Here is a 25,566-nt window from a genome sequence, read left to right as displayed (position 1 = left end):
AGCCCGCGAAAAAGCCCGCGCGGATATGGATTCGAGGCCATAAAAAAAGGGCCCCATCAAGGGGCCCCTGGGCCTTCGCCCGCCGCCCGGATAGGGCGTGCATGGTGAATCGAATTCAGTGTCCTCGTTCAGCCAACGGCGTGATTTTCGTTGAGTCTATGGATGCCAGCGGTGCCAGTCATGCCGTCCCAGTTATCACCGCGACCTTCGCGCCAGCCGTTGATCCAGGCTTGGCGAACAGAAGGAAGATTAAAGGGGCAAAGTTCGCGGGATTTGCCGGTGACCCCATATTGGTAGCCACGTGAATATGCTCTTTCCAACGGATCACGCTTAAGTCTTCTCATAGGGTGTTGCCCTCACTTGTTGACTGTAATGTCCCGTCGGCCTCTCCGAGGCCGGGCAGAGTCTTTCTGCCGGTGTGCGCTCGCTGCCGGCGTGGCGAGCTGAAAGTGCCACCTCGTTGCGAAGTGGCCTGAGACCAGTTCTATCGAATGCGAGTCACGGTGTGAATGATCGATTTGTCATAAGCACGTAACCTTTCCAAGGGTGAGGGGATAAGTAAATAAATGCGACTCAACCTTGTTTAGCGTTGAGCCCGCTATGATCAGGGTTTGCCGATCATTGACGTCATTTCGCCAGCGTTGCTAGCGGATGACAGAAATAATTTGAAATGCGACGAAGGGTCACATCGGCCCCGGGATCGCCAGAATTTTTCGTACTGCCGGATGATCTAAGCTGTCTTTGCCACTGGGCCAAGCGCGGATCGGTCAGGCGGCCCGGCCTTTCATCGCACGATCGCGTGTCGGGAAAGGCCACCCGCACGCCTGCTGGAAAGGTGTGCGGGCAAACATCGCGGGGCGATGCGTTGCCCCGTCAGTCAAATAGCCCAAGGCGCTGGATTACTCATGTCGGACCGTTTCGAACTTTACCTCACTTGCCCCAAAGGCCTGGAAGGCCTGCTTGCCGAAGAGGCCCGAGGCCTCGGCCTGGATGAGGTGCGCGAGCACACCTCGGCCATTCGCGGCGCCGCCGACATGGAAACCGCCTACCGACTGTGTCTGTGGTCTCGCCTGGCCAACCGGGTGCTGTTGGTACTCAAGCGCTTCTCCATGAAGAACGCCGATGACCTCTACGACGGCGTGCACGCGGTTGACTGGGCCGATCACCTGGCAGCCGACGGTACCCTGGCGGTGGAGTTCAGCGGCCATGGCTCGGGTATAGACAACACCCACTTCGGTGCACTGAAGGTCAAGGATGCGATTGTCGACAAGCTGCGCAACCGCGAAGGGCTGCGCCCGTCGGTGGAAAAGATCGACCCTGATGTGCGCGTGCACCTGCGCCTGGACCGTGGCGAAGCCATTCTCTCCCTCGACCTCTCCGGGCACAGCCTGCACCAGCGTGGTTACCGCCTGCAGCAAGGCGCCGCGCCGCTGAAGGAAAACCTGGCGGCGGCGGTGTTGATCCGCGCCGGCTGGCCGCGCATTGCCGCCGAAGGTGGTGCGCTGGCCGACCCGATGTGTGGTGTGGGTACCTTCCTGGTCGAAGCCGCGATGATCGCCGCCGATATTGCGCCCAACCTCAAGCGTGAGCGCTGGGGTTTCAGTGCCTGGCTCGGCCATGTGCCGGCGTTGTGGCGCAAGGTGCATGACGAGGCGCAGGCGCGGGCACAGGCCGGGCTGGCCAAGCCACCGCTGTGGATCCGTGGCTACGAGGCCGACCCGCGGCTGATCCAGCCAGGGCGCAACAACGTCGAGCGAGCCGGCCTGGGTGACTGGGTGAAGATCTACCAGGGCGAAGTCAGCACCTTCGAGCCGCGCCCGGACCAGAACCAGAAAGGCCTGGTCATCAGCAACCCGCCCTATGGCGAGCGCCTGGGCGACGAAGCCAGTCTGCTGTACCTCTACCAGAACCTCGGCGAGCGCCTGCGCCAGGCCTGCATGGGCTGGGAGGCGGCGGTGTTCACCGGCGCGCCGCAGTTGGGCAAGCGCATGGGCATTCGCAGCCACAAGCAGTACGCGTTCTGGAACGGCGCCTTGCCGTGCAAGCTGCTGTTGTTCAAGGTGCAGCCTGACCAGTTCGTCACCGGCGAGCGCCGTGAGGCGCAGCCTGAAGGCGAGGAAATCCGCCAGCAGACTGCGCAGGCGAGCGAGCCGGCGCGCTTGTCGGAAGGGGCGCAGATGTTCGCCAACCGTCTGCAGAAAAACCTCAAGCAACTGGGCAAGTGGGCCCGCCGCGAGCAGATCGATTGCTACCGCCTGTACGATGCCGACATGCCTGAGTATGCCCTGGCGGTCGACCTGTACCAGGACTGGGTGCACGTGCAGGAATATGCCGCGCCACGTTCGGTCGACCCGGACAAGGCCCAGGCGCGCCTGCTCGATGCGCTGGCAGCCATCCCGCAGGCCCTGGGCATTTCGCCGCAGCGTGTGGTGCTCAAGCGTCGCGAGCGGCAGAGCGGCACACGCCAGTACGAGCGTCAGGCTACCGAAGGCCGCTTCCAGGAAGTGAGCGAAGGCGGCGTCAAGTTGCTGGTCAACCTCACCGACTACCTCGATACCGGATTGTTCCTAGACCATCGCCCGATGCGCATGCGCATCCAGCGCGAGGCCGCCGGCAAGCGCTTCCTCAACCTGTTCTGCTACACCGCCACGGCCACCGTGCATGCGGCCAAGGGCGGCGCGCGCAGCACCACCAGCGTCGACCTGTCGAAAACCTACCTGGACTGGGCGCGGCGCAACCTGGCGCTCAATGGTTTCTCCGAGCGCAACCGCCTGGAGCAGGGCGATGTGATGGCCTGGCTGGAAGGCAACCGCGAAAGCTACGACCTGATCTTCATCGACCCGCCGACCTTCTCCAACTCCAAGCGCATGGAAGGCGTGTTCGACGTGCAACGTGACCACGTGCAGTTGCTGGACTTGGCCATGGCCCGCCTGGCGCCGGGTGGCGTGCTGTACTTCTCCAACAACTTCCGCAAGTTCCAGCTGGACGAGCACCTGATGGCGCGTTACGCGGTGGAGGAAATCACGGCCCAGACCCTGGACCCGGACTTCGCCCGCAATAACCGTATCCATCGAGCCTGGCGTTTGCAGCTTCGTTAAGGCGACGAGGTACATTGCGTGGCTAATGGCCAATAGCTATAACTGAGGGCAGGGCAAGATAATCCGCAGGACGCTGACGTGACGAGATGGGTGTATGTCGAAGGGTGGCGTGCGTGCGCGGTTGCTTGGCCTGTGCGCAGAGATTGTGTCCGCCTGGGCGGTGGCGCTGGTCGCTCTGCTCGCGGGCGGCCTGCTGACGGTCGTCCTGGCGCTTGCCACGCAAACCTTCTACAAGCAGCAACTGCGCCAGCGCTTCGACCTGCTGGCAAGTGAACGTTTCAGCCGTATCGCCGAGCGGTTTGACGAACAGCAGCAGCGCCTGGACGGGCTGCGGCGGTTTTTCAGCTTTTCCAACGAAATCACCCAACACGAGTTTGACGGCTACACCCGGCCATTGCTGCAGCGGACCCTGGCCTACGCCTGGGCGCCGCGTGTCGAAGCAGCACAACGCGCCGAGTTCGAGCACCAGGCCAGTATGCATTCCGGCTCGGGCTATGTGATTCGCGACCAGAATGCGCAAGGCCAGTGGCACCCATCCCCCCAGCGTGACCATTACTTCCCGGTACGCTATACCCAGTCGGGTGAATTGCCCGGGCTGCCCTATGGGCTGGACCTCGCCGGCCAGGAAGTACCCCTGGCGGCTTTGGCGCGGGCGCTGGGGCCGGGCAGCATGGCGGTGTCCGAGCCACTGGCCATGTTCGATACCAGCTCGGATGCGCGTGGCCTGCTGATGGTGGCGCCGGTGTTTTCCGATGCCAACCCCCGCAGTGCGGCAGTGGGCTATGTGATGGCCTTGCTGAGCATGCGTGAGCTGGTCAGTGACGGGCCGGTGGCAGAAGACGACAACCTGGTGGTGCGCATCGTCGACCCCAGCGGGCGGCATGGCCCCGAAGTGATGTTCGATTCGCAGAATCCGGTCGCACCCTTGCCGCTGGCCAGCAACCAGCTGTTGCACCTGGCTGACCACCACTTCCAGCTGAGTATCCGGCCGAGCCTGGCTTTCATGCAGGCCAATCGTTCCTCCGCGGTGCTGGCGGTAAGCCTGCTGGGTGGCTTGTTGAGCCTGTTGCTCAGCGTTTTGCTCTACAGCCTGTTCAGCCAGCGCAAGCGTGCCTTGGCCCTGGTCGAACAGCGCACCGCCGAGCTGCGGGTCAGCGAGCAGTCCCTGCGTGGCACCCACAACCAACTGCGCAGTGTGCTGGATGCCGCGACCCAGGTGGCGATCATCGCCACCAACCTCAAGGGCGTGGTAAGCACCTTCAATGCCGGCGCGGAGCGCATGCTCGGTTACCCGGCCAGCGAGGCGATCGGCCAGCTGTGCCTGGAGGACCTGGTATTACCCGAGGAGTTGAGCCTGCGTGCCCATGCCTTGAGCCTGCGTTACGGCCGGCCTATTGCAGGCGGCCAGGCCATGTTCGCCGAAACGGTGCAGGAGCATGGCGCCGAGCCGGTGGAGTGGACCTTGCTGCGCGCCGATGGCAGCCAACTGGTGGCCAACATGCTGGTTACCGCCATGCTCGATGAACAGGGGTTGTGGATTGGTTACCTGGCGATCTGCATCGATGTCACCGAGCGGCGTCGGGTGCATGAGGCGCTGGCGGCGCGTGACCGCCTTCTGGAAAAGCTCAGTGCCGAGGTGCCGGGGGGTATCTACCAGTACCGCCTGGATGGCAACGGCCATTCCTGCTTTCCGTACGCCAGCATGGGCCTTTACGACATCTACGAGGTCGACCTGCAGCAGTTGCGCGAGGACGCCACGATGGCGTTCGAGCGCATCCACCCGGATGACCTGGAGCGTGTGCGCCGGTCTGTGCGTTACTCGGCTGAACACCTGTCGCCCTGGCGCGAAGAATACCGGGTCTGCCTGCCGCGTGCCGGGCTACGCTGGGTGCGTGGCGAGGCAACGCCGGAGGTGGGCGAGCAGGGCTGCACCTTGTGGCATGGCTACCTGACGGACATCTCCGACCTCAAGGGTGTGGAGGAAGAGTTGCGTGCGCTGTCGGTGACCGATTCGCTGACCGGAATCCATAACCGCCGCTACTTCCAGGAGCGGCTCAAGGTCGAACTGGAACGATCCCGGCGCGACGGCCTGGCGCTGGCAGTGATCATGCTCGACATCGATCACTTCAAGCGCATCAACGACCGCTTCGGCCATGCCGTCGGCGACCATGTGCTGCGCAGCCTGTGCCAGCGTATCGGCCAGCGTTTGCGGCGTACCGATGTGTTCTGCCGGCTGGGTGGCGAGGAATTCATGGTGCTGTGCCCGGGCAGCGATGCCGAGCAGGCGCGGCTGCTTGCGCTGGAGCTGTGGCAAGGGGTGCGCAATTTGCCGGTGGAAGGTGTGGGCAAGGTGACCGCGAGTTTTGGTGTAGCGAGCTGGCGACCGGGGGAAGGGGTAGATGCCCTGTTGTTGCGGGCTGATGCAGGGGTGTATGCGGCCAAGCAGGCCGGGCGGGACCGGGTGGAGGGGGAGTTGGCTTGAGCGTTCGCGATTGTCGGTACCGGCCCTTTCGCGGCTTTAGCCGCGAAAGGGCCGGTACCGACTGGCGATCAGTTGGCTGCCGTGCTGCCGGCCAGCTTCGGCTGGCGGTACAGGTCCAGCAGCACCTGGTCGAGCACTTGCGAGGCGCCCCACGGTTTCGGGTCATTGAGGATCGCCGCCACCGCCCAGGTATGGCCGTTGCTGTCACGGCTGAAGCCGGCAATCGCCCGCACGGTGTTCAGCGTGCCGGTCTTGATGTGCCCTTCACCAGTCATGGCGGTGCGCTTCAGGCGCTTGCGCATGGTGCCGTCCATGCCCACCAGCGGCATCGAGCTCATGAACTCGGCAGCATAGGGGCTCTTCCAGGCGGCCTGCAGCATCGCGGCCATTTCCCGCGTGCTTACCCGCTCGGCGCGCGACAGGCCGGAGCCGTTTTCCATCACCAGGTGCGGCGCGGTAATGCCCTTCTTCGCCAGCCACTGGCGTACCACACGCTGGGCGGCGCGGGCGTCGTCACCATCGGCATCGGTGCGGAATTGCGCGCCAAGGCTCAGGAACAGCTGCTGGGCCATGGTGTTGTTGCTGTACTTGTTGATGTCGCGGATCACTTCCACCAGGTCTGGTGAGAAGGCACGTGCCAGCAGGCGCGCACCCTTGGGCACGTTCTCGAAGCGGTCGCCGCCCTGGATACTGCCACCCAGCTCGCCCCAGATCGCGCGTACGGCACCGGCGGCGTAGGTTGGGTGGTCGAGCAGCGACAGGTAGGTCTGCGAGTTGCAGCCGTCACCCAGCTGGCCGCTGACCGTTACGCTGATACCATCGGCCTGCGGCACCGGGTTGTAGCGCACATCACCCGAGCACTGCTTGGAGGCCACCGCCTTGACCTGGTTGTCGATGCGGATGCTGGCAATCGGCGGCTCGACTGCGATGGTGACCTTGCCGCCATCGTTGCGGGCCACGAAGCGCAGGGCCTTGAGGTTTACCAGCAGCGAGTCGGGCTTGACCAGGAACGGCTTGTTCTCATCGCCGCCGTCGTCGTTGAACTGCGGCAGGTTGGGCTGCACGAAGTGGCTGCGGTCCAGCACCAGGTCACCGGTGATGGTGCGCACGCCATTGGCGCGCAGGTCACGCATCAGCAGCCACAGCTTTTCCATGTTCAGTTTCGGGTCGCCGCCACCTTTGAGGTACAGGTTGCCGTTGAGTACACCGTTGCTCAGGGTGCCGTCGGTGTAGAACTCGGTTTTCCACTGGAAGGTCGGGCCGAGCAGTTCGAGGGCGGCATAGGTGGTGACCAGTTTCATGGTCGAGGCCGGGTTCACCGAGACATCGGCGTTGAACACAGTGGGTGTGCCGGGGCCGTCCAGTGGCAGCATCACCAGCGACAGGGCGGAATCCTGCAGCTTGTTGGCCTTGAGGGCCTGCTGCACTTTGGCAGGCAGCGTGGTATTGACCGCGGCGGCCTGGCTGGGCAGGGCGAGAGGCAACAGCAGGCCGGCAAGAACGAGGGGACGAAGCGTTTTGATCATAATGACTAAATACCCTACGGCGAGGGAAAAGGGCATTGGGGCTGTAAGGGATGATGGCCCCAGGATGAAAGAATACGCATTATGCCCCAAGCGCAGCGACGATGCGCCACGCTGAATAAAAAAGGCCACCCTCAGGGGTGGCCTTTTCAGCAATCGAGGCGGGCCGGTCTTACTCGGCCTTGTTGATCGGCTTTTCCGGGTACCAGGCGTCCAGCAGCGGGCTGACTTCGATCTTGGTCAGTTCGCTGCGGCCCTTGAGCCAGGCTTCAACGGCTGCACGCTGTTCTTCGCTGACCGAGCCGCGCTTGACCGAGCACACCAGGCCGAAATCGTCACCGCCTACATAGTCCAGGCCATTGGCGTCCATGGCTTCTGCCAGGAACGCGTCGAGGAAAGCATCGATTGCCTGGTCATCCAGATCTTCCTTGAATTCCAGGTTCAGCTCGAAGCCCAATTCCTGAAACTCGTCGACACACAGCTTCTTGCGCAGACGACGGGAGCGGTTTGTGGCCATGAAACAATCCTCTTAGGTAATAACGGCGCGCAGTCTACCAGTTAACACGCCTGGCTGCCTGCCTGTGTGGAGGTACCTGTGGCCAGTTCCTTGGCCAGGGTACGTTCTACCCGGCACATATGCCGTGCCAGTGCCTGGCGCCGCAGGCGTAACTGGGCTGTGGGCAAGCCGCTGGCCTCCAGGGCTTCGCAGGCCGCCATCAGTTCGGGGGCTTCCAGCATCCGCGCGGCGCTTAGCACCTTGTGCGCCTGTTCGGCAATGGCACTGCCATCGTGCTGCGGATCCAGTGCCATCAAGGTGGCCAGATCGGCTTGCAGGCTCTGCTGCAAGGCCTGCAGGAAGCGCTGGCGGTCGTTCGGGTCACGCCCGACCACTGCGGCCAGGCCGTCCAGGTGGTACAGCTTGCGCCGCCGTTTTTGCTGGCAGCGTGGGCGGATGCTGGCCAGGCGCTGGCTGAGCGTGCCCAGGCTGATGGGTTTGAGCAGGCAATCGTCCATACCGGCGCTCAGGCACTTGCGGCGTACCTCCGGCTGCGCATTGGCGGTGTAGCCGAGAATGGTGCAGCGCGGCCGCTTGCCATGGCGTTCTTCGGTACGCACGGCGGTTGCCAACTGGTAGCCGTTCATGTGCGGCATGTTGCAGTCGAGTACCAGCACATCGAAGTCGCCCGCCCGCCAGGTGGCCAGGCCTTCGCGACCGTCGCTGGCGCTGGTGTGTTCCAGGCCCAGGTATCCAAGCTGCTGTGCCATCAGTTGCAGGTTGGCCGGGTGGTCGTCGATGACCAGCACGTTCAGCCGTGGGTCGGGCACGTCGAGGTTCTCGACCAGCGTGGCCGGTTGCGCTGTGGCGTCAACCCGCTGCAGCGGCATTTTCAGGCGCACCTGGGTGCCGACATCCTCCAGGCTCTTGATGGTCAGGCTGCCTCCCATCATTTCGCACAGGTTGCGACAGATGGCCAGGCCCAGGCCGGTACCCGCGCGAGCGCCCTGGCTATGCGGGTTGGCCTGGATGAACGGGTTGAACAGGCGTTGCAGGTCGTCGGCATGGATGCCGATGCCACTGTCGCGCACCTCCAGCTCCAGCACTGCGGGGGGGCTTGTGCCATCCTCCACCAGGCCGACGCAGATGCGCACCTGGCCATGCTCGGTGAACTTGATGGCGTTGCTCACCAGGTTGGACAGTACCTGTTTGAAGCGCAGGGGGTCGAGCAGGGCATGGCATCGTGCGGCTGGCGCGATCATCACCTCCAGGGCCAGGCCTTTCTGTCGCGCCTGGCCCTCGAAAATGCGCCCCACCGATTCGACCAGGGCTGCCAGATCGACGGCCTCCGGGGCGAGGGTCAAGTGCCCGGACTCGATGCGCACGATGTCGAGAATATCGCCGATCAGGCCCAGCAGGTCCTTGGCCGAATGGTGGGCCAGTTCCAGCGCGTCACGGTCTACCCGGCCTTGGTCGGCACGCTTGACTGCCAGCTCGAGCATGCCGATGACTGCATTCATCGGGGTACGGATTTCGTGGCTGATGGTGGCCAGGAACGTGCTTTTGGCGCGGTTGGCATCGTCGGCCTGCTGCTTGGCCTGGCGCAGCTCCATGACCAGCTGGCGACGATCGCTGATGTCGATCCAGCCACCGATGATGCCCTGCACCTCACCCAGTGAGTCGCGGTACGGCAGAATCCAGTGGTAGATGGTCATCTCCCGGCCTTTGATCCGTAGTGGCCGATCCATGATCAGCGGCGAACCCTCGGCCATTACCTTCAGGTAATCGGTGTGGATCTGCCGGGTCTGCTCGCAATCGGCGAACAGGCTACCCTCCAGGTGTTTGCCGATGACCTCGTCCGAGCGGGCCTGCACGGCTTCCAGGTAGCTGTAGTTGCAGCTTTGCAGGCGGCCCTCACGGTCACGCACGTACATGGGGTGGGGCGTGCCGTTGAGCAAGGCACGCATGAACGCCAACTGGTCGTTCAGCGCCCGTTCGGCGCGTTGCCGCTGGCGGATCTGCAGGCGCAGGCGAGCGTTCCAAAGCAAGGCCAGCAGCAACAGCACGGCGGTGCCCAGGACCACCTGTATCGCCAGCCGGCGGTAGCCTTGGTCGTTGCCATCCTCGTGCAGGCTGAAGCCGCGCCAGCGGTTGTTTATGACCCCCAGTTCTTCCGGCGAGATGCTTAGCAGCGCCTTGTCGAGGATCGACACCAGCGCCTGTGACGGGGCACTGGTCGCCATGGCGAAGTTGGCGGGTTCGTTGCCGACGGTGGCTCGGATGACCAGTTCGGGGTTGCCGGCCAGGGCGTGGTTGGCGTCGATCAAGGTGGTGATCACCGCATCGACGGCACCGCTGTTGAGCAACGCCATGGAATAGAATGCGCTTTCGGTCTCGACCCAACCGATTCTCGGATAGTGCCGCGACAGCATGGCGTCCATGGCACTGTAGCGGGTAATGGCGATGCGATGCCCCTGCAGCTGTTCCAGGGAGGTGAAGGGCTTTTTGTCCTTGCGGCTGACCAGCACATAGGCGCTTTCCAGGTAGGGCCGGCTGATTTGCAGTTCCTCTTCGCTCACCCCGCCGGTGGCCAGTGCGGCGATGACATCGGCGCGGCCATCCTTGAGGCGGGCGATCATGTCGGCGAGGCCGCTGGAACGCTGCACTTCGAAACGCAAGCCGGTGCGCAGGCGAATGAGCTCGAGCAGGTCGGCGGTGATACCGCGAAAATGTCCCGAGCCATCGAAGTAGGAAACCGGTGCAGCAGTTTCATCGATCGCCACGCGCATCACCGGGTGGTCCTGCAGCCATTGTTCTTCTGCTTCGGTCAATTGCAGCCTGCGGTCGGTCAGCAGCAGGTCGCTGCCGGCACTCCAGCGCTTAAAGATACTGGCGCGTATGGCCGGGGTCTGGCTGTCCAGGACGGTGTTCACCAGCTCCATCAGTACCCTGTCCTGGTGGCGCAGGGCAAAACCGAAGCCGATGGCTTCATGCTTGCCGAAACTGGCCATGCGCAGGCGCGGCAGGTGGCCGCGATTGAGCTGGTAGTGGGTGGAAATGGTATCGCCGATGAACACGTCGGCCTGGCCGAACGCCACGGCATTCAGGGCCTGGCTGGAAGAGCCGAAGGCCAGCAGCTCGGCCTTGGGGTAGGCGTTGCTCACCTCTTGCCGGGGCAGGTAGTGGTAGAGCATGCCCAGGCGCATGCCGGTCAGGCCCATGTCCAGCGCCCGGCTTTCGTCCTCGCGCGTTACCAGCACCGGTTGGTCGATGGCATAGGGGTGCGACAGTGCCAGGCCATCGCTGGTCGCCTCATAGCCATTGGCGCTGCCAAGCAGGTCGATATCACCGTTGCGCAGCGCCTCCACCGCTGCTTGCCGGCTGGAAAAACGCAGCACCCGCACGGGCAACTGCAGGGCCTTGCCGACCAGGTTCGCGTACTCGGCGGTAAGGCCTTGGTAGTCGCGACCGCCACTGGTGATGTCGAACGGTGGGTAGTCCGGTGCCGAGGTGCCCAGTACCAGTTCCTGACGGCTTTCGAGCCATTGCCGTTGTTCGTTGGTGAGCGCAGGCGGTGCCGGCCTGGTCGATGACCGTGCCAGCAAGGCATAGGACGAGGCCTCTTGATGGGTAGCCTGTGCCACGCCGCTGAACAGGAGCAGGGTGAGCAGCAGGTGAACGATTGGGCGCGCCATGACTAGCCTCAGACCAGCGCGTTGCGTTTGGCCATTTCGATCAGGTCGACCAGGGTATTGGCCTGAAGTTTGTGCATGAGGCGCTTCTTGTAGGTACTGACGGTCTTGCTGCTGAGGAACATGCCCTTGGCAATTTCCTTGTTGCTGCGGCCCTGGGCGAAGAGTTGCAGCACCATCAGTTCGCGGTCATTCACCTGGCGGAAAAGTTGCAGGTCGGCATCTACGGCCTGATCATGCTTTATTGCCTGGCTGGGGAAGTAGTTGTAACCGGCCAGCACGGCCTTGATTGCACTGAGCAGTTCGCTCAGGTCTTCCTGCTTGCACACGTAGCCTGCAGCACCCGAGTGCATGCAGCGCACGGCAAACAATGCGGGAGACTGCGCGGTCAATACCAATACCTTCAGGGGCAGGGCCATGGCCTGGAAGCGAGCAAGCACCTCCAGCCCGTCCAGCTTAGGAATGCTGATGTCGAGGATGACCAGGTCGGGGGCAGTTTCGCGAATCATCTGCATGGCGTCCACGCCATTGTCCGACTCGCCGACAATCTTGTAATTCTGGTTTTCCAGCAACATACGGACGGCCAGGCGAATGACGGGATGGTCGTCGACAATAAATATGGAATGCATGTTCAACTTCCCTACGAGCGATTGAGGGTGACAGGCGGCACCTTATCGCAGTTGAAAGTCATCAGGCAGGCGAGGAAGGGCTATTAGCCCTATATGGGAAATGGCTTACAAGATAAAACAAAACGGGCTACGAAATAGGCGCGTTTAACTCGATGTCAAAGCGTGATTGGTAACTTTTCATCAATTGCTATTCATACCGTTTAATTTACTACCAGTATATGTAGGAAGTTTCCTACAACATGCGCTGCAGCCCCGGGCGATGCCCCGGGGCAGGGCTCAGGTTGGACTGGAGCGCCCGGTCATTTCCCGGGCCATTTCGCTGGCATAGCTGTCGGTCATTCCGGCGATGAAGTCGATCATGCGCAGGAAGGCATTGTGCAGCGAGCCGTGCGGATCGGGAGCATTGTTGCCGATCAGGTCCAGTACCCTGCGGCTCTTGAACGAGGGCGTACGCCCACCGTGCTGTTCGAGGGCGGCACCACAGAAGGTGTTCAGCAGAATCTCCAGGGTGGTGTAGGCGCCGATCTCGTGCAGGGTCTTGCGCTTGTCCTGGAAGATCTTGTTGCGTGCCATGTCCTTGGCCTGAAGCACGCAGCGCTTGGCCGGGCCGTGCATGTGTTCGACCAGGTCGCCCGCCAGTTGCCCGGCCAGCAAGGCCTGCTGCTGCTCGACGAAGGCGCGGGCGGCAGCGTTGGTCAGGTGCTCGATGGCCTTGCCGCGCAGAATAGCCAGCTTGCGCCGCCGTGAGTCGCCGGGGCCGAGCTGGCGGTAGGTTTCCGGCAGGTCATCGCCGACAAGGTCGAGCAGCAGCGCTTCGACTTCGGCGTATTGCAGCAGCTCCATTTCCAGGCCGTCCTCCAGGTCGATCAGCGCATAGCAGATGTCATCGGCGGCTTCCATCAGGTAGACCAGCGGGTGGCGTGCCCAGCGCTGGTGTTCCAGTTGCGGCAGGCCGAGCTTGCGGGCGATTTGCTCGAGCAGCGGCAGTTCGCTCTGGTAACTGCCGAACTTGTGCTTCTTGTAGCCCAGGGCGTCGGCGTGGCGCGCGCTCCACGGGTACTTCAGGTAGGTGCCGAGGGTGGCATAGGTCAGCCGGGTACCGCCGTCGAACTGGTGGTACTCCAGTTGGGTGAGTACGCGAAAGCCCTGGGCGTTGCCTTCGAAGTTGAGGAAGTCGGCCCGCTCATCGTCGCTCATGTCGTCCAGCCAGCCGCGCCCGGCGGCCTGTTGGAACCAGTGGCGGATGGCGTCTTCGCCAGAGTGGCCGAACGGTGGGTTGCCGATGTCGTGGGCCAGGCACGCTGACTGCACGATCATCCCCAGGTCGCTGGGGGCGCACCAGTCCGGCAGGCTGTCGCGCAGGGTTTCGCCGACGCGCATGCCCAGCGAGCGCCCGACACAGCTCACTTCCAGCGAGTGGGTCAGGCGTGTGTGGATATGGTCGTTGCTGGACACCGGGTGCACCTGGGTCTTGCGCCCGAGACGGCGGAAGGCACCGGAGAAGATGATGCGGTCGTGGTCTTTGTGGAAGGGGCTGCGCCCGAGTTCATCGGCGCTGTACAGGGCTTTGCCCAGGCGTTCGCGGGTGAGCAGGGTGTGCCAGTCCAAGGCGCGGTCTCCTGTAGGTCGAAGGCAGCAGCATATCCTGTAGGAGCAGCCATGTGCTGCGAAGAGGTCCGTTTGATCGATACAAATTCCTCGCCGCTCCCGGCCTCTTCGCAGCACAAGGCTGCTCCTACAAGGATCGCGATGGTCAGGGGCGGCGGCTGCCTTGCAGGTACAGGCGTAGCAGCGGCAGCAGGCTGGTGCCCAGGCGCAACAGCCGCGCCAGGTTGCCGCTGCGCACGCCCTTGCCGGTAAGGAAGCCCAGCGCCACCACGGCGCCAATCCCCCACAGCGGCGCATGCTTGATACCCAGCCCGTCGTGCAGCGAGCTGCCCATGCCGCGCACGCGGCGCAGCGGCTCCAGCAGTTGCGCGGACTCGTGGCGGATTTCCTGGCGGTGCATTTCCATGCGCAGACGCAGCAGCGCCTTGCGCAGTTCGCGCGGGTTACGGGTGTTTGGCAGTTCTGGCAGGCTCATGGCAACAGGCGCTCCCGGTCCTTGGCGAGTTCCTCGAGGGTGGCGCCGAAGGGCGACGATTCGTCGAACACCGCTGCCTTCAGGCGTAACCCGCAGTACAGCGCGGCGATGCCGTAGAACACGCACAGGCCGATGATACCGGCCAGGCGATAACTGTCCCACAACAGCACCAGCAACAGCCCGGACAGAGCCGTCAGCAGCAGCAGGGCGAATACCAGGGCCAGGCCGGCGAACAGCAGCAGGCTCAAGGTGCGGCCCTTCTGCTCCTGCAACTCGATGCCGAACAGTTCGATATGGCTGTGCAGCAGCCCCAGCGCGGCCGCGCCCAGACGCTTGCCCGAGGCGCTGGCGCCGTTGGCGTCATTCTCCATGGGAACCCCTTAGCGCCGGTTGGCCAGAAGGCCGATCAACAGGCCTACGCCAGCGGCAATGCCGATCGCCTGCCACGGTTTTTCCTGCACGTACTGCTCGGCACTGCCCAGCGCGGCCTGGCCGCGTTCACGTACCGAGTCCTGGGTCAGTTGCAGGGTTTCGCGGGCCTGGACCAGGCGGTCGTGGATCTGCTCACGCAGCTCGTCAGCCTGGTCACCGGCCAGGTTGGCGGTGTCGGCCAGCAACTTCTCGGTATCGCGGACCAGTGCCTGGAAGTCAGCCATCAGTATCTCTTGTGCAGTCTTTGCCGATTTGCTGGCCATGGGTGTCTCCCTGTCGATGAGTGTTGGTAGTTCGAGTGATAGCACGCGCGGAAGGTTCAAGTGCCGGCGCTGGTATGGGCCTTGCTAAGGCTTTGCCACGTTGCGGGGCGCCCCAGGCGGGTATTGCGCCGATTCAGGGCGCCAGCGCAGCGGATACCAATAAACCTTAACCCAATCCACGACAAACCCAAGAAAAAACCACGCAGGCTCCGCCCGGGTCACTGAAGCAGGGCAGGGGGTTGGCACCGATCCGGTGCAGGGATGCAGGTTCTTGAACTGTCCTGGTGCCTTTTTCAGCAGGTCTGCCTATTTCATGGAAAACATGCACAGCGAGATGGACTCCCTGGTCCACGGTTCCAACACCCTGTTCATTCTCATGGGCGCCATCCTGGTGTTGGCCATGCATGCCGGCTTCGCGTTTCTCGAAGTGGGCACGGTGCGCCACAAGAACCAGGTCAACGCCTTGTCCAAGATCCTCAGCGACTTCGCCATCTCGGCGTTGGTGTACTTTTTCATCGGCTACTGGATCGCCTATGGGGTTACCTTCTTCCAGCCAGCGGCGGCGCTGGCGGCCGACCATGGCTATGCGCTGGTCAAGTGCTTCTTCCTGCTAACCTTCGCTGCGGCGATCCCCGCGATCATCTCCGGAGGCATCGCCGAGCGGGCGCGCTTCGTGCCCCAGTTGTGTGCCACGGCGTTGATCGTGGCGTTCATCTACCCGTTCTTCGAGGGTGTGGTGTGGAACGGCAACCTGGGCGTACAGGCCTGGTTGCAGGCGCGCTTTGGCGCGCCGTTCCATGACTTTGCCGGCTCGGTGGTGGTGCATGCCATGGGCGGCTGGCTGGCGCTGGCTGCGGTGCTGCTACTGGGCGCACGCCGTGGGCGCTACCGCGATGGCCGGCTGGTGGCGTTTGCGCCTTCGAGCATTCCCTTCCTGGCCTAGGGGTCGTGGATCCTGATCGTCGGCTGGTTCGGCTTCAATGTCATGAGTGCCCAGACTCTGCAGGGTGTCAGCGGCCTGGTGGCGATCAATTCACTGATGGCCATGGTCGGTGGCACCCTGTCGGCCTTGCTGGCCGGGCGTAACGACCCGGGCTTCCTGCATAACGGGCCGCTGGCCGGGCTGGTGGCAGTGTGTGCCGGCTCCGATCTGATGCACCCGATCGGTGCGCTGGCGACCGGTCTGGTGGCGGGTGCGCTGTTCGTCTGGACCTTCACCGCGGCGCAGAACCGCTGGAAGATCGACGATGTGCTGGGCGTATGGCCGTTGCATGGGCTGTGCGGTGTATGGGGGGGCATTGCCTGCGGCGTGTTCGGCCAGGTGGCCCTGGGCGGCATGGGCGGTGTCAGCCTGCTCAGCCAGTTGCTGGGCAGCCTGATGGGCGTGCTGGTTGCGTTGGCCGGTGGTTTCGCCATCTACGGCACGATCCGTGCGCTGCATGGCCTGCGCTTGAGCCATGAGCAGGAGTTCCAGGGGGCGGACCTGTCGCTGCACCGGATCGGCGCCACCAGCCAGGATTGAGCCAGGTCAGGTGCAGGGTGGGCAGGACGGACCTAGAATAGGCTTTCTCCCTGCCAAACCGGACTTGCCCCCATGCTGCCTGAATGCCAACTGTTCGGTACCCTTGGTTGCCACCTGTGTGAAGTGGCCGAGGCCGTGCTGATGCCCTTCGTCGATCATGGCCTGCTGGTGGAACTGGTCGATATTGCCGAGAACGAGGCCCTGTTCGAACGCTATGGACTGATCATTCCGGTGCTGCGTCGCTGTGACAATGGCGCCGAACTGCACTGGCCGTTCGATGCCGAACAGGTGGTGACATTTCTCGCGCAGTAATGGCTCCAGAGGAGCTGAAACCCTGCTCCAAGGTGATGAATGTGAGCTGATGATCCGGTGCCACATTTAGTCATCGGGAGCCTCGCCATGTTGATCACCCCGCATTTCACGCTTGATGAAATGATCGTTTCCCAACTCGCTGCCAGGGACGGATTCGATAACACACCACCTCCTGAAGCCAGGGCCAATCTGCAACTGCTGTGTTGTGCGCTGGAACAGGTGCGCGCACTGTTCGATGCGCCAATCATCGTCAGCAGCGGTTACCGCAGTGAGCAGGTCAACCGGGCGATTGGCGGTGCCTCGACTAGCCAGCATATCCAGGGGTTGGCAGCAGACTTCACGGTGATCGAAGTCAGCCCGCGGGAAACCGTGCGGCGGATCAGTGAAAGTGCCGTGCCCTTCGATCAACTCATCCTGGAATTCGACAGGTGGGTGCACCTGTCGGTAACGCGCGACACGCCGCGGCGACAGGTGTTGACCATTCGCAAAGGCAGCGGCTACCTGCCAGGGCTGCAATGAAGCGCATTGACGACGGCAAGGGGATGTTCGTATGCTGTACATAAATACAGTATCAGGGTGAAGCCATGCTCAATGTCGAGCAACTCAAGTACAGCGTCAACCGCATGCCCGTCGAACGGGTGGCCGACGCCGTTCTGGAACTGCGCCTCGAAGGCCTGGTGACCGACGACCGCACGCCGTTCGGCAAGGTCCACTTCAATACCTGCTTCGCCGAGATCGAGGCCTTGTTCCAGCGCGCCGGCTACCACCGTGGGCTGGATGTGGTGGGTTACGAGGGGATGCTGTATGCCCTCTATGACCCGGGTCGCTGGGAGCCCGTGCAGGTATTGCGCTGGCTCAGGGAGCGCAGTGAGGCGATGGCCCAGGCTGGTTGAGGGCGCGGGCTTGGGGGATAATGCGCGGCCGTGAACGTTTCGAGCCTTGCCATGACCACGCCTTTCGACCCCGCCCGCCAGCAAGCCAGCACGGTGTGCCTGCCACCCGGTAACTGGTCCACGGTGCTCGACTGCCTGTGCGATCATTTCAAGGCCATCGACCGGTCCCAATGGGCCGACCGCTTTGCCCGTGGCCGCGTGCTGGATGCCGAGGGGCGACCGATTGCGGCCGAGTTGCCTTACAAGCGCGGCATGCGTTTGCACTACTTCCGCGAAGTGCCGAATGAGCGGCCGATCCCGGTACAGGAGGCGGTGCTGCATGTGGATGAGCACCTGGTGGTAGCTGACAAGCCGCATTTTCTGCCAGTGACGCCGACGGGTGAATATGTCGAACAGACCTTGCTACGCCGTCTGATACGCCGGCTGGGCAACCCACACCTGGTGCCGTTGCACCGTATCGACCGGCATACCGCCGGGCTTGTGCTGTTTTCCGCCAACCCGCAGAGCCGCAGCGCTTACCAGCGGCTATTTCCCGAGCGACGCATCGACAAACGCTACCAGGCCATTGCTGCGGCCATGCCGCAGCATGATTTCCCGCTGGTGCACAAAAGCCGCCTGGTGCATGGCGAGCCGTTTTTTCGCATGCATGAGGTAGAGGGGGAGGCCAACAGCGAAACCCTGGCCGAAGTGCTGGAAAAGAACGGCGAGCTGTGGCGTTACGGGCTGTCGCCGGTGACCGGCAAGACCCATCAGTTGCGAGTGCACATGGCATCATTGGGGGCGGGGATCTGCAATGACCCGTTCTATCCGCAGCTGCTCAACGACGAGGACGACTACCAGCGGCCGCTGAAGTTGCTGGCGCAGAGCCTGCGCTTTGCAGACCCGCTGAGTGGGGAAGAGCGCTATTTCGAGAGCCGCTTGCAGCTGGACTGGTAGCACCGTAGGGGTGGGAGCGGCCTTGCGTCGCGAAAGGGCTGCATGGCAGCCCTGGCATTTTTTTGCATTGACGCTGAAATCCAGGGGCCGCTTCGCGGCCCTTTCGCGACACAAGGCCGCTCCCACAGGGGATAGCGTGTGCCTGTGGCGCGCGCAGGGCCCTAGCGGTTGAAGCGCTCTACCAGCGAATACTGGGTACCCGCCGTGCTGGTCAGCTCTTCGCTGAGCAGCGCCGAGTGCTGCGCCTGTTCTGCGGTCTGGTCGGCCAGTTCGGCGATGGTGGTGATGTTGCGGCTGATTTCGTCAGCCACTGCAGTCTGCTCCTCGGTCGCCGCGGCAATCTGGGTGGCCATATCGGTGATGTTGGCCACCGCTTCGCTGATGCCCACCAACGCCTCGTCTGCCTGCATAACACGGTCGACGCCTTCCTGCGCCTGGCGATGGCCGGTTTCCATGGTCAGCACGGCATTACTGGCGGTTTGTTGCAGCTTGGCGATCAGGCTGTGGATCTGCCCGGTGGACTCGGCGGTGCGCTGGGCCAGCTGGCGCACTTCGTCGGCCACCACGGCAAAGCCTCGGCCCATTTCACCGGCACGTGCCGCTTCGATGGCGGCGTTCAGTGCCAGCAGGTTGGTCTGGTCGGCGATGCCCTTGATCACATCGACCACGCCACCAATCTCGTCGCTGTCCTTGGCCAGTTGCGTCACTGTCTGGCCGGTCTCGCCCACCGCCGCCGACAGGCGCTCGATGGCCTCGCGGGTTTCACCGGCAATCTGCCTGCCCTGGCTGGTCAGGCGATTGGCTTCCTGGGTGGCATCGGCGGTGCGCTGCACGTGGTTGGCAACTTCCTGGGTGGTGGCGGCCATCTGGTTGACCGCAGCGGCAACCTGCTCGGTCTCCACCCGCTGGCGTTCCAGGCCCGAAGAGCTCATGTGCGCCAGGGCGTCAGACTGGCGCGCCTGTTCGCTGAGGTGTTCGGCGCTGTCCTGCAGGCGAGTCAGGCAGGTTTTCATGCGCGCGTCCTGGCTGAGCATGGCCATTTCCAGGCGCGCCTGCACACCACGGCTGTCGGTGTACATCTGCGCGATCAGCGGGTCGGAGGTGGTCTGTTCGGCCAGGCGCAACAGGCGCTTGAGGCCGCGCTGCTGCCAGCTCAGGCCCAGCAGGCCCAGTGGTACGGAAAGCCCGGCGGCCAGGGCGAAGCCCCAGGAATGACCCAGCCAGTTGCCGATCAGGAAGCCTACCTGGCTGATCAGGATGAACGGCAGCCAGTCCTGCAGTACCGGTAGCCACTTGTCCCTGCGCGGTACTGGTGGTTTGCCCTGGTTGATGCGCTGGTACAGCGCCTCTGCACGGCGGATCTGTTCGGCGGTGGGCTTGACCCGCACCGACTCGAAGCCGACCACCTGGTTGTTGTCGAAGATCGGCGTGACATAGGCGTTGACCCAGTAGTGGTCGCCGGACTTGCAGCGGTTCTTGACGATGCCCATCCACGGCTGGCCTTGCTTGAGGGTTTGCCACATATGGGCGAACACGGCAGGCGGCACATCGGGGTGGCGTACCAGGTTGTGCGGTGCACCGGTCAGCTCATCGCGGGTGAAACCACTGATCTCGATAAAGGCATCGTTGCAGTAAGTGATCACACCTTTGGCATTGGTGGTGGAGATCAACCGCTGCTGGGCAGGGAAAGTCCGTTCTCTCTGGGTAATCGGCTGGTTGTTACGCATGGTTGATAGTCCGCAGGGCTTTCGACAGGTATCGGCAAACCGCTGCTTTTATTGAATGAATATTTAAAGTGCTTGACCTGTGGCAGTAAGCCATCATCTGGTGTGAGGTAGTCAGCGAGCACGTTCACGCAAGTTAGCGTCATTATTGCGTTCTTATTGCAGCTTAATGACGGATAAGTCGAATGATGACCGATTGGCTAGCCAAGAGCCAGCATCGGATAGCTGAACAGGGTGAAGTGCACCAGGTTCAGGCCGAAATGGCAGAGCACCGCTGCCGCCACGCCGCCCCAGCGGTACGCCAGGCCGTAGCCGATACCGGCAAGGGTGGCCAGGTACACCCATTGCCAGCCGGCCCCCAGGTGTGCCAGGCCGAACAGCGAGGCGGCGACGAGCAATGACAGCCCTTGGTGGCGCAGCAGCCGTTGCAGGCCGGCCTGGATGTAACCGCGAAACAACAGCTCTTCGGTCAGGCTTACCAGCAGCAGGTTGTTCAGCAGCCAGAGCCAGGCCTGGTCGGGCCATTTCGGGGCCCAGGCCAGCATGCCCAGTGCCCAGCCGCCGCCCAGGCAGGCAAGCAGGGTCAGGGGCAGGGCGAGCAGCAGGCTGGTCGCCAGGCCTTGGCTGCGCCACAGGAACAGCCAAGGGCAGGCCAGCAGCAGCCAGGCGCCGATCAGCGGTTTGTCCAGGTTCAGGTACATCGTGAAGGGCAGGGCGCCAGGGCTGAGGACAACGCCGTCGATGACCTTGGCTGCGTTGAAGCCGGGCAGCCAGTGCAATGCCAGGGCGATGGCCAGGAGGATGAACAACGTGTGGCCGAGGGCTTGTAGCCAGCGCTGGGGGCGGCGCGCGAGCAAGGCGCTTGCAAGCAGGGCGAGAAAGGTGGGCAGGGTGGTGATGCCGAGGTTGCCGTGGCTCAGGGCGAGGGTGTAGCCGAGCGCCAGCAGGAGCAGGGTGAACAGGTTGGAACGGGGCACGAGTAGTCCTTCTCGGGTAAGCAGAAACGGGCCGCTACGCGTCGCCTGTAGGAGCGGCGTGCACAGCAGCCCGAAGCATACTCGCCTCAGCCCGCTATCAGCTGGCGCAACACATAATGCAATATACCCCCCGCCTTGAAGTACTCCACTTCATTCACGGTATCGATCCGGCACAGCACCTCGATCTGCTCCTGCTGCCCATCCTCGCGGGTGATGCGTAAGGGCAGGCTCATGCCCGGGCGGATCTGCGCGCCATTCAAGCCCAGCACATCGATCTGCTCCTTGCCGGTCAGCCCCAGTTGCTTGCGGTTGTATCCGGCCTTGAACTGCAGTGGCAGCACACCCATGCCTACCAGGTTGGAGCGGTGAATGCGCTCGAAGCTTTCCGCCAGCACCGCCTTGACTCCCAGCAGGTTGGTGCCCTTGGCCGCCCAGTCTCGGCTCGAACCGGTGCCATACTCCTGGCCAGCGATCACCACCAACGGGGTGCCTGCCTGCTGGTAGCGCATGGCCGCGTCGTAGATCGACAGCTTCTCGCCGCTGGGCACGTGCAAGGTGTTGCCACCTTCTTCGCCCGCCAGCATTTCGTTGCGGATGCGGATGTTGGCGAAGGTGCCGCGCATCATCACTTCATGGTTACCCCGTCGTGAGCCGTAGGAGTTGAAGTCGCGAGGCTCCACACCCTGCTCGCGCAGGTAGCGCCCGGCCGGGCTGTCGGCCTTGATGTTGCCGGCCGGGGAAATGTGGTCGGTGGTCACCGAGTCACCCAGCAGCGCCAGGATTCGCGCACCCTGGATGTCGATGATTTGCGGGGGTGGCCCGCCGATGTTGTCGAAGAAGGGTGGGTGCTGGATATAGGTGGAGTCGGCCTGCCACACGTAGGTGGCCGCCTGCGGTACCTCGATCGCCTGCCACTGCGCATCGCCGGCAAACACTTCGGCGTATTCCTTGTGGAACATCGCCGTGTCGACCTTGGCCACGGCAGCGGCAATTTCCTGCTGGCTGGGCCAGATGTCGCGCAGGTACACCGGCTGGCCGTCCTTGCCGGTGCCCAGCGGGTCGCAGGTCAGGTCCAGGCGCACGCTGCCGGCCAGGGCATAGGCCACCACCAGCGGTGGCGAGGCCAGCCAGTTGGTCTTGACAAGCGGGTGCACGCGGCCTTCGAAGTTGCGGTTGCCCGACAACACCGAGGCCACGGTAAGGTCGGCGCTGCCGATGGCCTTTTCGATCGCTTCATCAAGCGGGCCGGAGTTGCCGATGCAGGTCGTGCAGCCATAGCCGACCAGGTCGAAACCCAGTTGGTCGAGGTAAGTGCTGAGCCCAGCTGCCTTGAAGTAGTCGGTGACGACCTTGGAGCCCGGCGCCAGTGAGCTCTTGACCCAGGGTTTGCGTTGCAGGCCTTTTTCCAGAGCCTTTTTCGCTACCAGCCCGGCGGCCATCATCACGCTGGGGTTGGAGGTATTGGTGCACGAGGTAATTGCAGCGATCACCACCGCGCCATCGCGCAGGGTGTGGGTCTGGCCTTGATGGCTGTAGTCGATCTCCCCGGCCTGGTCGGCGTTGCCCACCGCCACGCCGCCACCACCTTCGCTTTCCAGGCGGCCGACTTCTCTGGCCAGCGGTTTGGGTTGCAGTTCGATGAAGTGGTCGAAGGCCTGGCGGACCTGGCCCAGGGCCACCCTGTCCTGCGGCCGCTTGGGCCCGGCCAGGCTGGCCTCGACTTCGTGCATGTCCAACGCCAGGCTGTCACTGAACAGCGGCTCCTGACCCGGTAGCCGCCACAAGCCCTGGGCTTTGCAGTACTGTTCGACCAGTTGCACGGTTGCCTCGGGGCGGCCGGACAAACGCAGGTAGTCCAGGGTTACCTGGTCGACCGGGAAGAAGCCGCAGGTGGCACCATATTCCGGGGCCATGTTGGCGATGGTCGCACGGTCGGCCAAGGGCAGGTCGGCCAGGCCATCGCCATAGAACTCGACGAACTTGCCCACCACGCCCTTCTTGCGCAGCATCTGCGTCACTGTCAGCACCAGATCGGTGGCGGTGATGCCTTCGCGCAGCTTGCCGGTCAGCTTGAAGCCGATCACTTCGGGGATCAGCATCGACACCGGTTGGCCGAGCATGGCTGCCTCCGCTTCGATGCCGCCCACGCCCCAGCCGAGCACGCCCAGGCCATTGATCATGGTGGTGTGCGAATCGGTACCGACCAGAGTGTCGGGGAAGGCGTAGGTGCGACCATCGGCCTCACGGGTCCAGACCGTGCGGCCCAGGTATTCCAGGTTGACCTGGTGGCAGATACCGGTGCCCGGCGGCACCACGCGGAAGTTGTCGAAGGCGCTCTGGCCCCAGCGCAGAAAGGCGTAACGTTCGCCGTTACGCTGCATTTCGATGTCGACGTTCTCGCTGAAGGCCTGCGGCGTGCCATAGCGGTCGACCATCACCGAGTGGTCGATCACCAGGTCCACCGGTGACAGCGGGTTGATCCGCTGCGGGTCGCCACCGGCCTTGGCCATGGCGGCGCGCATGGCGGCCAGGTCGACCACGGCAGGCACACCGGTGAAGTCTTGCATCAGTACCCGTGCCGGGCGGTACTGGATCTCGCGGTCGGAGCGCCGTTCGCCCAGCCATTGGGCGAGGGCGCGCAGGTCTTTGCCGGTGACGGTCTTGCCATCTTCCCAGCGCAACAGGTTTTCCAGCAGCACCTTCAGCGACATGGGCAGTCGCTGCAGGTCGCCCAGCTGGCGGGCGGCCTCGGTGAGGCTGAAGTAATGGTAGGTCTGGTCACCGACCTTGAGGGTTCTGAGGGTGTTCAGGCTATCGAGCGAGGGCATTGCCAACTCCTTCTGCGCCGGTGCCTGGCAAGGTTTGCCGGTAGCACCGCTCTGTATCGGTCCGCACGGCACGGACCTGGCTGAAAGGTCAGGTTAGACCGCTTTGCGCCACCTGACCCTTTTCTGGACCGGCGGGGCGTGTCGCAGGTTCCGATCTTCCTTTATCATCGCCGCCCTGCCGGCGCCTGTGGCGCGCCAGCCGTAGTGGAGTGAAAGATGAATACCCTGTTCATGCATTGCCGGCCCGGTTTCGAGGGCGAGGTGTGCGCCGAAATCAGCGAACATGCCGCCCGTCTGGGTGTTGCCGGCTATGCCAAAGGCAAGCCGCAAAGTGCCAGTGCCGAGTTCGTCTGTAGCGAGGAGGGCGGTGCCGAGCGCTTGATGGGGGAACTGCGCTTCAACCAGCTGATTTTCCCGCGGCAGTGGGCCCGTGGCGGTTATGTCGAACTGCCGGAAAGCGACCGCATCAGTGTGCTGCTGGCGCACCTGGCCGGGTTCCCGGTGTTCGGCAGCCTGTGGCTGGAAGTGCTGGACAGCAACGAAGGCAAGGAATTGTCCACCTTCTGCCGCAAGTTCGAGGTGCCGCTGCGCAAGGCGCTGGAAAAGGCCGGCCGCCTGGTCGACGACGCCAGTCGCCCGCGCCTGTTGCTCACCTTCATCAGCGGCCGCCGGGTGTTCGCTGGCGTTGCCCCTGCTACCAACAGCGCGCTGTGGCCCATGGGCATCCCGCGTTTGAAATTCCCCCGCGAGGCACCCAGCCGCTCGACCCTCAAGCTGGAAGAAGCCTGGCACCAGTTCATTCCGCGCGAGCAGTGGGAACAGCGCCTGGGCGATGACATGACCGGTGTCGACCTGGGGGCTTCGCCGGGTGGCTGGACCTACCAACTGGTGCGCCGGGGCATGCTGGTGACTGCCATCGACAATGGGCCGATGGCCGAAAGCCTGATGGACACAGGGCTGGTCCAGCACCTGATGGCCGATGGTTTCACCTGGCAACCGAAGCAGCCGGTGGACTGGATGGTGTGTGACATCGTCGAGAAGCCGGCGCGTACCACTTCGCTGATCGAGACCTGGCTGGGTGAGGGGCTGTGCCGTGAGGCGGTGGTCAACCTGAAGCTGCCGATGAAGCAGCGCTACGCCGAAGTACGCCGGCTGCTCGACCGCATGGAGGCGACGTTCAAGGCGCGCAAGATCAAGGTGTCGATTGCCTGCAAGCAGCTGTACCACGACCGTGAGGAAGTGACCTGCCATTTGCGTCGCATGGACTTGAAGCCGCGCTGAGTTTCGGGCGCAGGGTTTGGGTTCTGTGGGGTTGCAGGTGCATGGCTTGAGTTTTTGGTTGGTGTTGAGATCGAGCGCTGCCCGCGCGGCGCTTCGCGGGGCAAGCCCGCTCCCACATCTGTTTCGGGCCAGTCACTCCTGTGAGGGCACCTGTGTCCGCCTTGTTTGTTCCATTCGATATCGAGGGGGCGCGACTGCTCTTCATTGATCTTCAGCCATGCCCCAAGGCTGCAACCCATCTGGCGCAGGAGTAATTGGCCCGAAACAGATGTGGGAGATTCTATGGTTTTCAGCAAGCCAGTTTCCCGCCTTTGGTGACATATTCGTCCTGATTTTTCATCAGGGCGAATGCCACCCGCGCGAGCTTTCTAGCAAGGATTACCAGAGCTTGGGTG

Annotated in this window: 19 protein-coding genes and 2 pseudogenes; 8 read left to right on the top strand and 13 right to left on the bottom strand. The window is 63.3% G+C overall.

Going from position 1 to position 25,566, the window contains the following annotated elements; genetic code table 11:
• Positions 1-128: 128 nt before the first annotated feature.
• The gene (locus tag CAY82_RS17305) at positions 129-344 is read right to left on the bottom strand and encodes a ribosome modulation factor (protein WP_003248687.1); all 216 of its coding nucleotides are present in this window, start codon (positions 342-344) and stop codon (positions 129-131) included.
• A gap of 561 nt (positions 345-905) precedes the next feature.
• On the opposite strand from CAY82_RS17305, the gene rlmKL reads away from it, so the two are divergent.
• On the top strand, positions 906-3,098 hold the full coding sequence (gene rlmKL / locus CAY82_RS17300) for a bifunctional 23S rRNA (guanine(2069)-N(7))-methyltransferase RlmK/23S rRNA (guanine(2445)-N(2))-methyltransferase RlmL (RefSeq protein WP_087502318.1): 2,193 nt from the start codon (positions 906-908) through the stop codon (positions 3,096-3,098).
• Between the two features lie 94 nt (positions 3,099-3,192).
• Positions 3,193-5,580 carry a diguanylate cyclase gene (locus CAY82_RS17295; RefSeq protein ID WP_087502317.1) on the top strand — a complete coding sequence of 796 codons (2,388 nt, stop codon included), beginning with the start codon at positions 3,193-3,195 and terminating at the stop codon, positions 5,578-5,580.
• Positions 5,581-5,648: 68 nt separating this feature from the next.
• Here the strand turns inward: CAY82_RS17295 and dacB are convergent, their stop codons facing one another.
• From dacB to CAY82_RS17255, 8 genes are all read right to left on the bottom strand, one after another.
• Positions 5,649-7,106, bottom strand: coding sequence for a D-alanyl-D-alanine carboxypeptidase/D-alanyl-D-alanine-endopeptidase (dacB, locus tag CAY82_RS17290; protein ID WP_087502316.1), 1,458 nt, complete (start codon positions 7,104-7,106; stop codon positions 5,649-5,651).
• A 169-nt stretch (positions 7,107-7,275) separates the two neighbouring features.
• Complete coding sequence (locus tag CAY82_RS17285) at positions 7,276-7,620, bottom strand: YggL family protein (RefSeq protein ID WP_004376110.1); 345 nt, start codon at positions 7,618-7,620, stop codon at positions 7,276-7,278.
• A gap of 41 nt (positions 7,621-7,661) precedes the next feature.
• Positions 7,662-11,294 carry a transporter substrate-binding domain-containing protein gene (locus CAY82_RS17280; protein ID WP_087502315.1) on the bottom strand — a complete coding sequence of 1,211 codons (3,633 nt, stop codon included), beginning with the start codon at positions 11,292-11,294 and terminating at the stop codon, positions 7,662-7,664.
• Between the two features lie 8 nt (positions 11,295-11,302).
• Positions 11,303-11,920: a response regulator transcription factor gene (locus tag CAY82_RS17275; protein ID WP_087502314.1), complete on the bottom strand. Its 618-nt coding sequence runs from the start codon at positions 11,918-11,920 to the stop codon at positions 11,303-11,305.
• A 276-nt stretch (positions 11,921-12,196) separates the two neighbouring features.
• The gene (locus CAY82_RS17270) at positions 12,197-13,528 is read right to left on the bottom strand and encodes a deoxyguanosinetriphosphate triphosphohydrolase (protein ID WP_087502313.1); all 1,332 of its coding nucleotides are present in this window, start codon (positions 13,526-13,528) and stop codon (positions 12,197-12,199) included.
• Between the two features lie 145 nt (positions 13,529-13,673).
• Entirely contained in the window at positions 13,674-14,003 is a 330-nt protein-coding gene (locus CAY82_RS17265) for a hypothetical protein (RefSeq protein ID WP_013971682.1), read from the bottom strand.
• A complete protein-coding gene (locus tag CAY82_RS17260) occupies positions 14,000-14,374 on the bottom strand; it encodes a phage holin family protein (RefSeq protein ID WP_013971683.1) in 375 nt (124 codons plus the stop codon). Before CAY82_RS17260 ends, CAY82_RS17265 begins: the two co-directional genes overlap by 4 nt.
• 9 nt (positions 14,375-14,383) lie before the next feature.
• The gene (locus tag CAY82_RS17255) at positions 14,384-14,698 is read right to left on the bottom strand and encodes a YqjD family protein (protein WP_087502312.1); all 315 of its coding nucleotides are present in this window, start codon (positions 14,696-14,698) and stop codon (positions 14,384-14,386) included.
• Positions 14,699-15,011: 313 nt separating this feature from the next.
• Here CAY82_RS17255 and CAY82_RS17250 point away from each other — a divergent pair.
• From CAY82_RS17250 to CAY82_RS17230, 5 genes and pseudogenes are all read left to right on the top strand, one after another.
• Positions 15,012-16,220: pseudogene (locus CAY82_RS17250) on the top strand (ammonium transporter).
• A gap of 72 nt (positions 16,221-16,292) precedes the next feature.
• Entirely contained in the window at positions 16,293-16,532 is a 240-nt protein-coding gene (locus CAY82_RS17245; protein ID WP_087502311.1) for a glutaredoxin family protein, read from the top strand.
• Positions 16,533-16,619: 87 nt separating this feature from the next.
• Entirely contained in the window at positions 16,620-17,051 is a 432-nt protein-coding gene (locus CAY82_RS17240) for a D-Ala-D-Ala carboxypeptidase family metallohydrolase (protein WP_087502310.1), read from the top strand.
• Positions 17,052-17,116: 65 nt separating this feature from the next.
• Positions 17,117-17,425 carry a transcriptional regulator gene (locus CAY82_RS17235; protein WP_087502309.1) on the top strand — a complete coding sequence of 103 codons (309 nt, stop codon included), beginning with the start codon at positions 17,117-17,119 and terminating at the stop codon, positions 17,423-17,425.
• A 51-nt stretch (positions 17,426-17,476) separates the two neighbouring features.
• Positions 17,477-18,361 (top strand): pseudouridine synthase, encoded by an 885-nt coding sequence (locus CAY82_RS17230; RefSeq protein WP_087502308.1) that lies wholly within the window; start codon positions 17,477-17,479, stop codon positions 18,359-18,361.
• 161 nt (positions 18,362-18,522) lie between these two features.
• On the opposite strand, the gene CAY82_RS17225 is transcribed toward CAY82_RS17230, so the two are convergent.
• The 3 genes from CAY82_RS17225 to acnA all read right to left on the bottom strand — a co-directional run bounded on the left by CAY82_RS17225 (position 18,523) and on the right by acnA (position 23,890).
• Entirely contained in the window at positions 18,523-20,088 is a 1,566-nt protein-coding gene (locus CAY82_RS17225) for a PAS domain-containing methyl-accepting chemotaxis protein (protein WP_087502307.1), read from the bottom strand.
• Positions 20,089-20,285: 197 nt separating this feature from the next.
• Positions 20,286-21,062 (bottom strand): CPBP family intramembrane glutamic endopeptidase, encoded by a 777-nt coding sequence (locus CAY82_RS17220; protein WP_087502306.1) that lies wholly within the window; start codon positions 21,060-21,062, stop codon positions 20,286-20,288.
• Positions 21,063-21,148: 86 nt separating this feature from the next.
• Positions 21,149-23,890 (bottom strand): aconitate hydratase AcnA, encoded by a 2,742-nt coding sequence (gene acnA / locus CAY82_RS17215; protein ID WP_087502305.1) that lies wholly within the window; start codon positions 23,888-23,890, stop codon positions 21,149-21,151.
• A gap of 216 nt (positions 23,891-24,106) precedes the next feature.
• On the opposite strand from acnA, the gene rlmM reads away from it, so the two are divergent.
• On the top strand, positions 24,107-25,171 hold the full coding sequence (gene rlmM, locus CAY82_RS17210) for a 23S rRNA (cytidine(2498)-2'-O)-methyltransferase RlmM (protein WP_087502304.1): 1,065 nt from the start codon (positions 24,107-24,109) through the stop codon (positions 25,169-25,171).
• 289 nt (positions 25,172-25,460) lie between these two features.
• On the opposite strand, the pseudogene CAY82_RS27100 reads toward rlmM, so the two are convergent.
• Positions 25,461-25,566, bottom strand: a pseudogene (locus CAY82_RS27100) (IS110 family transposase); the annotation flags it as partial.

It is taken from the genome of Pseudomonas sp. SID14000 (assembly GCF_002165135.1).
In the GTDB taxonomy this organism is placed as follows: Bacteria; Pseudomonadota; Gammaproteobacteria; order Pseudomonadales; family Pseudomonadaceae; genus Aquipseudomonas.
The sequence above is the reverse complement of the archived record's forward strand: the minus strand, read 5'-3'. Positions and strand labels throughout refer to the sequence as shown.